Raw genomic sequence first — 14,068 nt, 5'->3', positions numbered from 1 at the left:
TCAGGACTATTGAATACTTAGTCGATGTTCAATAGTCCCTAACACATTCTTAGATTGGAAATAATTATGGAAAAAATAGCTTTTGTTATGCAATTGAACGCTGGTTGTGAAACCGAATATGAAAAACGTCATGATGAAATTTGGCCAGAGTTAGTTGGTGAATTAATTAAAGCAGGAATTGAAGACTATTCAATATTCTTACATCCTGAAACATTACAACTATTTGCTGTTTTATGGCGCAAACCTGATCATACAATGGACGATTTACCACTTACCCAAGTCATGCAACAGTGGTGGGAGTATATGGGAGATATCATGCAAAGTAACCCTGATAACAGCCCTGTAGTGACCCCATTAACAAAGGTGTTTCATTTAGCTTAATCATTTTTAAGTTTACTGTATAGTTATAAACTACCTAGCATTATTGATTCTGCTAGCCTACTTGAAAAAATCCAATGATTGTAGTCATTGGATTTTATTTACTAAAAAACAAATAGTTTAGGTTTAACGGCACTGTATTATTAGTTAGTGCTATGATTTAATGAAGCTATCTCAGTTCGCTTGGCTGATATTTATCCATATCATTATAATCAAGGTTTTCACCAGCCATTCCCCAAATAAAGCTATAGTTTTGTGTTCCTGAGCCTGAGTGAATTGACCAAGGTGGTGATATTACTGCTTGTTCATTATGAACCCAGATATGGCGAGTTTCTTGGGGCTCTCCCATAAAATGGCACACTGCTTGTTCTTCAGGTATTTCAAAATAAAAATAAACTTCATTACGCCTATCGTGTTGGTGTGCAGGCATAGTATTCCAAACACTACCTGTTTTTAATTCAGTTAAGCCCATTTGTAATTGACAAGTATCGACAACACTATTAATCAACATTTGGTTAATATCACGTTCGTTTGATGTTTCTATACTACCCATATGTAATGTGTTGGCACCTGCTAAGGTAACTAACTTATTAGGATGTTTTGCGTGAGCAGGTGTAGAATTTAGGTAAAAACGAGCGGGATTTGAGCTATCGACACTTTTAAAAATAACATTCTTGGTTCCCTTACCCAAATATAGTGCATCCTTATGCCCTAGTTCGAAAGTTTCTTCGTCGGTAGTTACTGTCCCCGCTTGACCAACATTAATAATACCTAACTCACGGTTGTTTAAAAATGAATCAGCTTTTAATGCTTCAACGGTTTCTAATGTTAGGGGGTTATTTATCGGAACGGCTCCCCCAGTCATGAAGCGTTCATAGTGGGAATAAACCCAAGAAATTTTGTCATTTTGCATTAAGTTTTCAATAAGAAATTCGTTTCTCAATTGTGATGTATTAAAGCTCTTTACTTCATTAGGCCCTACGGCATAACGATTTTCAAATTCAGTTGTCATAGTTAACTCTCTATATTCTATATTTTTAAATGATTTTATCTTTAATTATGGGCTGTATTTTTAGGGGAGACCATGTGATTTAACGCGCTAACCAGCCACCATCTACAGCTAAAATATGACCATTTGTGTAGTTACTTGCTTGTGATGCTAAATATACAGCGGCGCCTTGTAAGTCAGAGGCTTCTCCCCAAGCACCTGCTGGAATGCGTTTTTCAATTTCAGAATTGCGTGTTTTGTCATCTTGCAACGCTTGAGTATTGTCTGTGCGAAAATATCCAGGAGCAATGGCGTTTACTTGTATATTATGGTGTGCCCACTCGTTTGCAAGGGCCTTGGTTAAACCTGCAATAGCATGTTTACTTGCTGTGTAGGCAGGAACTGTCATTCCGCCAGTGAAAGATAACATTGATGCTATATTAATAATTTTACCACTTTTTTGTGCTATCATTTGAGGCGCAAAAGCTTGCGCCAATAAAAAACTAGCATCAAGATTTACTTTCATGACGTTTTGCCATTCGTTATATGGATATTCAACAGCTGGGCTTCTAAAAATAGTACCTCCCACGTTAACAAGAATATCGATTATGCGCTCATTACTTAGTATTTTAGTCGTAAGGTTGTTAATACTTTTTTCATCTCCAAGGTTTGCTTGGATGTCAATTGCTGTTCCACCATTGCTCTGTATTTCTTTAACTGTTTCACTACAACCATTTTCTCGACTGCTGCTACAAATTACATAAGCTCCAGCTTGTGCCAAGCCAATAGCAATGGCTTGGCCTAGACCTCTACTAGCGCCTGTCACTAGTGCTTTTTTCCCATTAAGTTTAAATCGCTCTAATATCATAATGTTTTCCTTTAATTTTCAAGTATTCGAGCTTATCATACCTAATGTTAAATCATATGCAATCATTATACTTCAATAGTAATCATTAAATTTAAATGTTACTAATTCCTGCATTTCGGTTACTTTCATAAAATAACAATGTAAATGTGGTACCGTATAGAGGAATTAATGTTAGTAGCTTAGATAACAAGTTGATTAAATTTAGAATTATTCAGCACATTTTATATTCGATACAAGTTAGTATTACATTTATTCTTCTTTTAATTGCCATGTTTTAAAGTTTCGGTATTGAAATTTTGTCCATTTCATTTGGCGAAAACCTATTTTTCCGCCGCTCAACGCTTTACCAGTGTCAACTTTTTCTATCACTGGGGTATTATCTTTATAATCAATAATCTTTCGTTCATCGATAAACATGACTATATGGTTGTTGTTTTTAACTAAGCGTACTTTGTGTGGCTGTTGTGACAAAGTAGGAATACCTTCTTTACCTTGCTGTAATAAGGTGAAAGTATTATTTTTACGCAAGTTTGCGTGGCCTCTATTCGGATTATGAGCTGCGTTGGTGTAATAAGAAATATGATAACTATTAATATCGCCTAAGGTATATTGATCAAAAGTACCATCGCGTTTGGTTAAGTTATTTGAAAAAATATTTTCGCCTGCGATGCCTTGCGCGGCAAAAAAGACAATCACTAGACCAGCATCAAACTTTAAATTTTGCACTTCCCATTCTGCAATAAAACTATTTGGAAATTCTATTGGACACCAAAAGACATGGTGCATTTCTTCATTAGGTGAATACATTTGCAACCAACCGTTGTTAAAGGTGATTTTGCCAGGACCTTCCATTTTCCAGTTGTTGACACTATCAGGCGTTGATAATTGGCTTTGATAGATCAGCTTTCCTTTATGAATAGTGCCTAGAGCAAGGTTTGAAAGTAATAAGCTGCTAGTTAAAATAAGTGTTTTTATAGAAGGATTTAACATAGAGTAACTTTGAGATTGATTTTGACTGATTATGATTGTAAGGTAAATATCATCTAAATACTATACTTCCTTCTCTCTTATGTCTTGAACATAAATGAGAGGGAAGGCAAACACAGTAAATTTATTAAATTCTTTAAAAACAAATGATTAAAAAGCAGGGGTAATATGAACAGACGTGATTTTATTAAAAAAAGTGCAATGATAGCATCAATTCCATTAGGAACATCACTTGTTAATACAGCACAAGCAAAAAGCCCAGGAATAACAATTCCAGCGATAGTGCCCCGTCAATCTGGTTATTTGTCTTGGTTAGAAAAACAAAATCCTGAAATTTCTCTTGGTACAACGTGGGGGCAACCTTGGGCACAAGGTATTTTAAATGCTAAGCAAGCGTTAAGGTTAACTAGTCAAACAGGAAAAAATATTCCGATGCAGAGTTGGCCAACTGCTTATTGGCCTGACGGTTCAATAAAATGGACAGCGCATGCTGTTCCCGCTAATGTTAATTTAGGTGAGCAATTTAAAGTAGAGAAAGGTCAACCTAGTACAGCCAAGAAGTCTGTTATTGTGATTGATACTGATGAGCAGATAACGGTTGATACTGGTGTTATTAATTGTACTCTATTAAAAACTGGCCAGCATATTATTGAACGTTTATCGCGTAATGGTAAAACAATCGCAAAAAATGCGAGGCTGGTCGGTTTACGCCAAGATAGAGCGGAAAGTGAACCTGAAAATCCTGCCAATATTGAGCAATTTAAATCAAAGTTAAAAAAGTTAACTATTGAGCAAAAAGGCCCTATTAAAGCGGTTATAAGAATTGAAGGAACCCATCAGACTTCATCACAGCGAGAATGGTTACCTTTTACGCTACGCTTAACATTTTATGCGGATGACTCAAATATTAAAATTAGTCATACTTTTATTTATGATGGCGATGATCAAACTGATTTTATTAAAGGTTTAGGGCTGCGTTTCAATGTTGTACAAAACGATGAATTATATAATCGCCATGTTCGTATAGTGGGGGAAAATCATGGTTTATGGGGGGAATCACCACAAGGCATTACTGGTCTTCGTCGAGATCCTGGCCAAGCAGTTAAAGATGCTCAAATTGCAGGAATTGCGACCCCCCCTTTGAATACTTGGGACGAGCGAGTCAGTAGTCGCATGCATTGGATCCCTGTTTGGAATGACTTTAGTTTATTGCAGTTATCAGCGAATGGCTTTAGCATTAAAAAACGTACTAAAGCTGGCCATGCATGGATTGATTCTGACCAAGGTCATCGAGCAAGTGGTGTAACGTATTTAGGTGGCGTTTCGGGGGGCATTTTATTTGGTATGCGTGATTTTTGGCAATTGCACCCTGTACAAGTCGATATTCGTGATGCTGGCCAGCCTTTATCTGAAGCCACCTTATGGTTTTGGTCACCAGAAGCGCCAGTAATGGACGTACGTTTTTACCATGACGGTTTAGGGCAAGAAACGTATGATCAACAATTAGATGCACTTAATATAACCTATGAAGATTATGAACCAGGTATGGGCAGTGCCTATGGGGTTGCACGTACTACCGATATTTCTTTAAATGTATTAGATAAAACCCCCACAAGAGAAGAAATTGTCCAACTTGCCGATATTATTCGTAAACCACCGCAGGTGATTGCTGCACCAGAAGACTTTTTAGCATCAGGAGTATTTGCGTCTCTATTTAGTTTACCTGATCGTTCGACACCGAAAAAACGTGAAATAGAAAAGCGTCTTGCTTGGCAGGTAGAGTTTTATCGTCAGCAAGTTGACCAACATCACTGGTACGGTTTTTGGAATTATGGCGATATTATGCACACCTATGATGCGGACCGTCATGTTTGGCGTTACGATATAGGAGGTTATGCTTGGGACAACTCTGAATTATCACCTGATTTATGGTTATGGTTATCTTTTTTAAGAACGGGTGACGCCAATACTTTCCGTTTAGCTGAAAATATGACACGGCATAATAGAGATGTGGATATTTATCATGCAGGAAAATATAAAGGCTTTGGCTCTCGTCATAATGTGCAACATTGGGGTTGTAGTGCTAAACAATTACGCATTAGTACTGCTGCTTATCGTCGTTTTCATTATTATTTAACAGCAGATGAACGTACTGGTGACGTGCTAAGTGAAGTTGCTAATGCTGATGAAGCATTGGCTTCATTAAATGCAACTCGAAAAGTAGCGCGGGTTAATCCTCTACCAGGTAAATCGACTATGGGCGTTGGAACCGATTTCGGCTCAGCTGCTGCTAATTGGTTAACTGCATGGGAAAGAACGGGTAATAAACAATATAAACACTATCTAGAAAATGCCATGAAAGTGATTGGCGCTCATCCAAATGGTTTTTTTGCTGGTGCATTTGGTTATGAGCCTAGAACAAAAACTTTATTACCTTACCCAGAAGCTAAACCAACTATTTCACACTTAAATTCAGTTTTTGGATTAATTGAGATTTGTGCGGAACTTAATCAATTAATTGATGTGCCTGAATTCAAAGCTGCATGGCTACGTTATGGTCGTTTTTACAGTGCCAGTAAAGCGGAGCAACAAGCAGAGTTAGGAGTGTCATTTCGTAATAATAGCTTAACTGTTGCTCATTCTCGCTTAACGGCATATGTTGCTAAGCAAGTTGATGATCATGACTTAGCTAAACGTGCATGGCAAGAATTTAGCAAAGAGTGGGGAGGTAAAAGATCTATTGGTACTCAATTGATTACAGGGCCAGCGGTATTAAATCCTATTGACGAAGCGAGTTGGCTTTCAACTAATGATGCTGCACAGTGGGGCTTAGCTGCTATTCAAAATTTAGCGTTGGTAGGTGACGCATTAGATTAAGGCCTATTTATGGTTTAATTGTGGTATTCGCTCAAAATCAATCATTATATTGCATTTGTGTTCATTTTGTCATAGAGTATTGAACACTTCGATTAAGCCTGTAGTTGATAGATTGGTTGCTTAATAATAATTGCTTAAGTAAGCGTAAAACCGAATGATTTTTAAATCAGAAAAAATACCACCTAGAACTATTAGATAATTAGTCGCTAAGGTGAAAAATGCCCTCAGTTGTCACGACTCGTTGAGGGAACTATTTATTACCTATTAAGGTTTAATAAAGCGTACATTTATTTTTGTTAAGGCTGTAACTTAGTAAACCCTAATAATGTTTTACTATTGCTTAATTGCCTTAGTAGTTTTTAAACGTTTGTAACTTATTTAAAAAAGGATAAAAAATGCCTGCTATTGCCCACGATATAGCTTATTCAACCATTCGCAACAATATCGACAAACTTATCGATAACCTTGTGAATATCACCGATGATACTGGTGAATTCTTATTAAAATTAGATGATGGTCGCGTAATTGATACTAAAGGCTGGAATGACTGGGAATGGACTCACGGTATTGGCCTTTACGGTTTATTAAAGTATTGGGACATTACTGGTGATGATGTTGCCAAAGAAATTATTGAAAAGTGGTTTCATGATCGTTTTGCTGAAGGTACACCAACGAAAAATGTAAATACGGTATCACCATTTTTAACACTAGCTTATATGCAAGAGCGTACTGGCGATCGTAGCTATTTACCTTATTTAGATACTTGGGCTGAGTGGATCATGCGTGACATGCCACGTACGGATGAAATGGGTATTCAACACGAAGTATTCAACTCTTTTAATTACCAACAGTTATGGGACGATACACTTATGATGAGTGTACTGCCATTAGCTAAAATTGGTTTATTGCTTGATCGCCCTCATTATGTTGAAGAAGCTAAGCGTCAGTTTATGTTACATATCAAATATTTAACAGATCGTAAAACTGGTTTATGGTTCCACGGTTGGACGTTTGACGGTCATCACAACTTTGCTGATGCGTTATGGGCACGTGGTAACTGTTGGGTTACGATTGCTATTCCTGAGTTTATTGAATTATTAGACCTAGATGAAAAAGACGCAACTCGCATGTTTTTAATTGAAACGCTTGAGTCTCAAGTAAAAGCTCTTGTGAAAACACAGCATGAAGATGGTTTATGGCATACCTTGTTAGATGATCCTGATTCATATCTTGAAGCGTCAGCAGCAGCAGGCTTTGCTTACGGTATTTTAAAAGCGGTGCGTAAAGGTTATATCGATAACAGTTATGAACAATATGCGATTAAAGCCATTAAAGCGGTTTTAGAAAAAATTGATGATAAAGGCGAGCTACAGCAAGTATCTTTTGGTACGCCAGTCTTTGATGATTTACAAGGTTATCGTGATATTCCGTTAACATCGATGCCATATGGTCAATCAATGGCGATATTAGCGTTAATTGAATATATGAATCGTTATATTTAATTTTGACTCAGTCTCAATGGTTATTTAGCTTTGGTTATGTCAGCTGGCATAACAATGGCTAAATAACCATTTTTTGTATAAGTCAAAGCGAAAATTATAAAAATAAAACTGTACATAAATAATAAAAAATAACGAATTAAGATAATAAAGAGGCTTTAAATGAAAGAGCGTAAAATTGGTTTATTAAATTATACTGCTTATGGTCTGGGAGATGTACTTGGTGCTGGTTCAATGGCTGTGATCAGTACTTGGGTGTTATTTTTCTATACAACTTACTGTAACTTAGGGCCTTTACAAGCTGGTATTATCTTTGCTTCAGCACGTATTCTTGATGCTGTAGCTAGTCCGCTCATTGGTTATTTATCTGATCATGCTGACTCTACTCGCTTGGGTCGACGATTTGGTCGTCGAGGTGTTTTCTTATTAATTGCTATTCCGTTATTACCAAGCTTTGGTTTAATGTGGGTGAGTGATCAACACTTCTTATACTATTTATTTACTTATATTTTCTTTGAATTAGTATATGCCTCTGTATTAATACCTTATGAAACATTAGCAGCAGAAATGACTGATGATTTTCGTAAAAAAGGGATGTTTGCGGGTGCCCGTATTTTAGTTGGACACTTATCGGCAATTGCAGCAACTATTTTACCCGCTTGGATAGTGGCTGTTTTAGGTGGCGCAGATTCACCCGATACTTTTTTATATATGGGGGGCATATTCTCTGTTGCTTTTATGATTGTAGTGGCAATCGTATATTTTAATACATGGGAACGAAAAAAATCTGAGGAAGAGTTAGCCGTTCAAATGGCTAATAAATTCTCTATTGGTGAAATTTTTGTAAAACTTTACCAAGGTTTAGGTTCCACATTTAAAATTCGTGCATTCCGTTTACATTTAGGTATGTATCTTGGTGGTTATATTAGCCAAGATGTATTTAATGCAGCATTTACCTACTTTGCTGTGTTTGCACTTGGCGCTTTACTTGCTGACTCATCGCTTGATCCATTAAGTTTAACGTCTTATTTAATGGCCTCTATTTTTGGTGTTCAAACGCTCGCTGTAGGTGCTGTATTCGCCTGTGTTGCCTTATTACCAAAATTTTTTCCTGCACTAACTTATCGTTTTGCAGTTGTTTCTTATATTGTTGGTATTGTTGGTTTAGCGATGTTTTATTACTTTGCTCCAGAAAGTCAAACAGCTAAAATTAGCTGGTTAGCTTTATCGTTAATCTTTGCAGGTATTGGTCGCGGAATATTAAATTATATCCCTTGGAATACATACAACTACATGGCAGATGTTGACCAAATTGTAACGGGTCAACGACGAGAAGGCAGTTTTGCTGGTGTTATGACTTTTATTCGTAAAGCGACACAAGCCAGTGCTATATTTACGGTTGGTGCAGCATTAGAAATTGGAGGTTTAGTTAAAGGCCAAAAAATTCAAAGTGACGAAGTGATGCAATCAATCGTGATGATCATGACTGCAGGGCCTATTTTGGTATTGATGTTTGGTTATTGGGTGTCAACTAAATTTCATTTAAATACTGATACGCATAAGGTATTAATGAGTGAAATTGCTCGTTTTAAAAATGGTGAACGTGAACCTTCAAGTGCTGAGAACAAAGCATTGATTCAAGATTTAACTGGTTGGGATTATGATAAGCTTTGGGGTAATAATGAATTAGGCCTAAAAGTAAAAGAACCAATTCTTTCCACTCAACCGACAGGTGAAGCTTAAGTATGAGGTTTAATAAATATTACGTATCAAGCTTGTTTTTATCGGTTCTTTTATCTAGCTGTGTCAGTGTTACTGATTCAGCTAACAGTGATACATTAAATAAAATAACCAATGAACAAAACCAAGTTATCCCGAAAGCTTGGATTGATGCTGATACGGGTCATAAAGTGGTTCGACTATCAGAAGAAGCCAGTTCACGTTCATTGTATTTTCATCAAAACTCTTATGCTGCTAGTGGCGATAAAATGGTTATTTCCGTTGATAACCCACGTGGTGTTGCGGTTGTTGACTTAAATACATTAACCGTTAAAAGATTATATGAAGACCCCAATATCGGTATTTTATTTATGGGTCCAAAAGGACGTGAGGTTTATTTAACTCATATTCCATCGATCAATGGTCAAGTAGTTCACCCACAAAATGAACTACAAACCCCAACTAAGGTGCTAGCTGTTAACATTGATACTGGTGTGATGCGCGAAGTTGCTACAGTACCCAGAGGAAAAATACATTCAATCAATAATAATGAAACTTTATTAATTGGTGCTTTTGCTGAAAAAGCTCATAGTTTAGAAACTGGGCCGCGGGATAAACGCTTTGAAGCACGCTATGAAGCGAAAGATGCTGACGGTAATCCGTTAAGTTTTGCTGATGCTAAAGAAGTACGCATGGATGAACGATTAGAAGCCCGTATTCCAATGCAAATGTTTACTGTTAATATTCAAACAGGTGAACAAAAAACAATTATGAAATCAACCGACTGGTTGAATCATATTCAGTTTTCACCAAATGATCCTGAGCAAGTAATGTATTCACATGAAGGCCCATGGCATAAAGTGGATCGTATTTGGTTAACGAATATTCATGGTAAAACACCGAAAAAAATTCATCAGCGGATGATGAATATGGAAATTGCTGGGCATGAATTCTTTGGCTTTGATGGTAAGCATATTTTTTATGACTTACAAACACCACGCGGAGAAGATTTCTGGTTAGCCAGTTATAATCTTGAAACTGGCGAACGTGTATGGCGTCATATGGAACGCGACGAATGGTCAGTACATTTTAACGTTTCTCGTGACGGCAAATGGTTTGCTGGTGATGGGGGTGATAGTGAAATGGTGGCTAAAGCCAACAATGGTAAATGGATTTACTTATTTGAATCTGAGCCCGTTAAAGATGTTGCTGGTATTCATGCTCGTAATGCTAAAGACTTAATTAAGCCTGCTGTTTTAAAGTCACATAAATTGGTGAATATGAAAAATCATGATTATCGTTTAGAGCCAAACATTACATTTACTCCTGACGGTAAATGGTTAGTATTTCGCTCGAATATGCATGGTCCAGTTCATGTTTATGCGGTTGAGTTAATGCGATAAGAGGCAAGCATTATGTCAGTGCTAGTTAAATTAGGTATTAGAGCTTAACTGCTCTAGGTGTAATTTATTTTATTATGTTTTAATTTAGTACGACTAAAGTGAAATTTAACAACTTATATCATTGAGTCTAGGTTGTTTATTTGCTGTGGATGTTGGATCTCGCATTAAATACAATTTTGATGATTTTTATTATTAATAATAAAAGTAGTTAATTAGTTTCCTGAAATAGCGACTTTTATATGGCGCATATCTGGCCATAAAGCTTGATTAAAAAGTGCTGCGTTTGTTACGTTAGGGTTTAATAAGTTAACATCAGTATCTACTAACTTGGTTAACGCGGGATAAATCACTTGTAAATTATTAGCAACCATATTGGCAATTAAGAAAGCACCTAAATGGTTATGATGAGTTTTATCTTTGCCTTGATTGGCAAAGATTTTAGGTACGTTGATTTTACTTAATGCTTGATATAACTGGCTTGTTTGCGCAGTTAAATCAATAACAGGAACTTTTTTTGCTTGAGCAATGTTACGCACTGCTTGATCATAGCCAGCATGGGTATTCACTAATTGGCCTTTTTTATCATAAATACGGCGAGCAACGGGGGTGACCAGTACAGGATAAGCGCCTTTTTGACGAACATCAGCAATAAATGCACGTAAATATTCAGGATAAGCACCATTGGCGGCTGCATAAGTTCTTGGCCATTGCTTTTTCTCATCATTATGAGCAAATTGAATCAATACAATATCGCCAGCATTGGTATGACTGAGGGTTTTATCCCAACGTAATGACGTAATAAATGACTTTAAGGTTTCACCACTACGGGCATGATTAACAATCAATCGATTGCTGATCAGTGCTGGTAAAAATTGCCCCCAACTAGCATAGTCACTCGATGTTTGATCGGTAACGGTAGAGTCACCTGCTAATAATATTTTAGCAACGTTGACGGACTCTATCTGGATATTGTTAAATTGTACTGATTGATTCGATAACGCGATAGTTAGCTTATTATCCCAATTACGAGAAACATATTCATCACCACGAATACGAACACGAGGTGTGTTTGAGTTGTCATGTTCAGATTGCGTTAATAAAGTGTTTTTAACATTAACATAAAATGAGAACTGTTGAATTTCATTGTTATTAATTGTTGAAATTGGGGTCATTACGCGTCGGTCTTCACTGAAAATCAAAAACGTGTTGTTACTTTTTTTACCTTTTACTGTCACCGTAACTTGGTAGTCGCCTTCATCCATTTTAACTGAGAAGGCATTTTCGGTGCTATTTTTGAAGTTATCAACACCAAAGCCGTTTTCATCGTTATATTGCTGGGTGTGTAATTGTGGCTTGTCGTTAAAATTAAATGTTAGCATGGAATGATTCTCTGCAATTACGCTAGTTACAGGCATTAATAAACTGGTTATTAATAAACTGGTTGAGAATTTTATTTTTTCAAATGATCTAAACATAATTTGCCTATTGTTATTGTTTTTTCGGCGATTAATTGTTACGCAGTTATTGTGCTTTAATGCTTTCAATAACCGCGTAATGTCCTTATTGATTCGCTTCAATTGCCGTTAACCATTTGGCTCTGTAGTCGTTCAGGTTAGCTAGTTGAGGTGAATGTGCGGTATCGTTAATTTCTTTTTCGCGGTTACACCAACTTTGCCAGTTAGTTAATACCCAAGCACCTTTTACGGTACTGGCATTATCCCCTGATAATACAACACGTTGCTGTGGTCTTAGTTGCGCAATAATGCTACACATTAATGGGTTTTTCTTTGACGTACTACCAAAAATAATATCGCCTTTGGCGTCAAGCTGACTCAGTTGATAATCTATCATTAACGCTAAATATAAGGTGGCTAATGCTTTGCCATTTTCAGGTGTTGCGGTGATCTTACTTTGGCTTCCTCTGAAAGGCCCACTGCCAGGTTCAAACGCAGGTAATGCAAATAGTTGTTGATCGATCAAGTCTTGAATATCAGTAATACTAACGTTATCGGTGGCATTAGCGCTGGTTTGTTGACAGATAAGTTCAAATTCACGGCCCCCCATAAAACGCGCACAAGCGATTGGTTGGTTTAACACACAAACATTAGCAAGCATGTCTTTTTTTTCATTTAAGCGTTTTATGTTACCGCCCATTGACATCGTTATAATCCATGTACCAGTACTTACTACGGTAAATTCTTGATGAATATTATTACTTAAATAACGGGCAAAACTGGCATTTGAGTCATGAATACCAGCAAAAACTTGGCAAGGTTGATTAATACCAGTAAGTGCTTGAACTTTATTTGATAACCCGCCAATAGTATCATATGCCGCAACTAATGGTGGCATTGCATGGCGAATGCCTAGTTTATCGACTAGTGATGAATAATCTTGCTGTTCAGGTAACCATAAGTCGGTATGACAGCCTAGCGAGGTAACTTCATTAACAGCTATGCCAGTAAGTTTCCAAACCCAATATTGCGGATACATGAATACGTGTTTAACGTTAGAAAATGTTTTAGGGTTATATTTTTTCAACCACCATAATTGGCGACCTAAATTTAAGCCAGCTGATAAATTAGGTGAAAATGACTGGTTAAAAGCAGGGCGGATTAGATCATATTCTGCTGATATTTGTTCAGGAGTTTCACATTCATAATCCATAACTGGCATTAACAGTTTATTTTCTTGATCAATCAATACTGCACACGCGCCATGTGTACTGATATTAATGGCTGAAATGTTAAACCTTTGGTTGGCCTTTTTTAAGGCGCTTAATAACCAGTTTTCTACACTCTCAATATCAATATAGGTATAGTCTTGCCCTTTAACTGAAGTGTTTGTTTGTGACTCAGTCCAAACGGTTTCACTTTGTTCGTTTAGCACGTAGCCTTTGATATTAGTTTTGCCAATATCGAATATAAATGTGTACATCTAATTGAGCCCCTGAGATCTCTGTTTTTTACTGTAAAGCAGATAGTTAATAAAAGTAGCATGATTTTTGTTGCTATTGATAACCTAATAAGTTGAAGAAATAAATACAACAAACTAGGTCAAATAATAAGGTTATGTAATTATCTGATTGTGTCGATATTTGGCTATCAGTAACGCTGAAAACCCCAACAAAAAAATGCTCCAATAATAAACCCATACATGCTACGTGTTTGTGTGCATAACTCGTGGCAACGTGCCGTGCTGGTTTAAGCATACTCGGTGGAGATAGACTGTATTCAAACTTTTGACTATTTATCTTTATGTGTTTTCAAATTACTATTTATGATTGTTTTTGTATAAAACTATTCAAGAAATATATGATCATTGCTAAATACAGGTAATAAAATACATA

At 36.6% G+C, this 14,068-nt stretch carries 10 protein-coding genes; 5 read left to right on the top strand and 5 right to left on the bottom strand.

Annotation, left to right across the window (positions count from 1 at the left end; all coding sequences use genetic code 11):
* Positions 1 to 66: 66 nt before the first annotated feature.
* Complete coding sequence (gene rhaM, locus ACE1OF_RS06675; RefSeq protein WP_448893481.1) at positions 67 to 381, top strand: L-rhamnose mutarotase; 315 nt, start codon at positions 67 to 69, stop codon at positions 379 to 381.
* 166 nt (positions 382 to 547) lie between these two features.
* On the opposite strand, the gene kduI is transcribed toward rhaM, so the two are convergent.
* The 3 genes from kduI to ACE1OF_RS06660 all read right to left on the bottom strand — a co-directional run bounded on the left by kduI (position 548) and on the right by ACE1OF_RS06660 (position 3,224).
* Positions 548 to 1,390 carry a 5-dehydro-4-deoxy-D-glucuronate isomerase gene (kduI, locus tag ACE1OF_RS06670; protein WP_448893480.1) on the bottom strand — a complete coding sequence of 281 codons (843 nt, stop codon included), beginning with the start codon at positions 1,388 to 1,390 and terminating at the stop codon, positions 548 to 550.
* A 79-nt stretch (positions 1,391 to 1,469) separates the two neighbouring features.
* Positions 1,470 to 2,234 (bottom strand): SDR family oxidoreductase, encoded by a 765-nt coding sequence (locus tag ACE1OF_RS06665; RefSeq protein WP_448893479.1) that lies wholly within the window; start codon positions 2,232 to 2,234, stop codon positions 1,470 to 1,472.
* A 249-nt stretch (positions 2,235 to 2,483) separates the two neighbouring features.
* Complete coding sequence (locus tag ACE1OF_RS06660; protein ID WP_448893478.1) at positions 2,484 to 3,224, bottom strand: DUF1961 family protein; 741 nt, start codon at positions 3,222 to 3,224, stop codon at positions 2,484 to 2,486.
* Between the two features lie 165 nt (positions 3,225 to 3,389).
* On the opposite strand from ACE1OF_RS06660, the gene ACE1OF_RS06655 reads away from it, so the two are divergent.
* The 4 genes from ACE1OF_RS06655 (at position 3,390) to ACE1OF_RS06640 (ending at position 10,719) form a co-directional block, all read left to right on the top strand.
* Positions 3,390 to 6,098 (top strand): exo-rhamnogalacturonan lyase family protein, encoded by a 2,709-nt coding sequence (locus tag ACE1OF_RS06655; protein WP_448893477.1) that lies wholly within the window; start codon positions 3,390 to 3,392, stop codon positions 6,096 to 6,098.
* Positions 6,099 to 6,493: 395 nt separating this feature from the next.
* Positions 6,494 to 7,600: a beta-galactosidase BglB gene (gene bglB / locus ACE1OF_RS06650; protein ID WP_448893476.1), complete on the top strand. Its 1,107-nt coding sequence runs from the start codon at positions 6,494 to 6,496 to the stop codon at positions 7,598 to 7,600.
* A gap of 159 nt (positions 7,601 to 7,759) precedes the next feature.
* A complete protein-coding gene (locus ACE1OF_RS06645) occupies positions 7,760 to 9,340 on the top strand; it encodes an MFS transporter (protein ID WP_448893474.1) in 1,581 nt (526 codons plus the stop codon).
* 2 nt (positions 9,341 to 9,342) lie between these two features.
* The gene (locus ACE1OF_RS06640; protein WP_448893472.1) at positions 9,343 to 10,719 is read left to right on the top strand and encodes an oligogalacturonate lyase family protein; all 1,377 of its coding nucleotides are present in this window, start codon (positions 9,343 to 9,345) and stop codon (positions 10,717 to 10,719) included.
* A 212-nt stretch (positions 10,720 to 10,931) separates the two neighbouring features.
* Here the strand turns inward: ACE1OF_RS06640 and ACE1OF_RS06635 are convergent, their stop codons facing one another.
* Both ACE1OF_RS06635 and ACE1OF_RS06630 read right to left on the bottom strand, forming a co-directional pair.
* On the bottom strand, positions 10,932 to 12,194 hold the full coding sequence (locus ACE1OF_RS06635) for a rhamnogalacturonan acetylesterase (RefSeq protein ID WP_448893471.1): 1,263 nt from the start codon (positions 12,192 to 12,194) through the stop codon (positions 10,932 to 10,934).
* An 85-nt stretch (positions 12,195 to 12,279) separates the two neighbouring features.
* Positions 12,280 to 13,656: an FGGY-family carbohydrate kinase gene (locus tag ACE1OF_RS06630; RefSeq protein WP_448893469.1), complete on the bottom strand. Its 1,377-nt coding sequence runs from the start codon at positions 13,654 to 13,656 to the stop codon at positions 12,280 to 12,282.
* Positions 13,657 to 14,068: the final 412 nt, after the last annotated feature.

It is taken from the genome of Colwellia sp. E150_009 (assembly GCF_053543955.1).
This window is presented reverse-complemented; position numbering and strand designations above follow the sequence as displayed.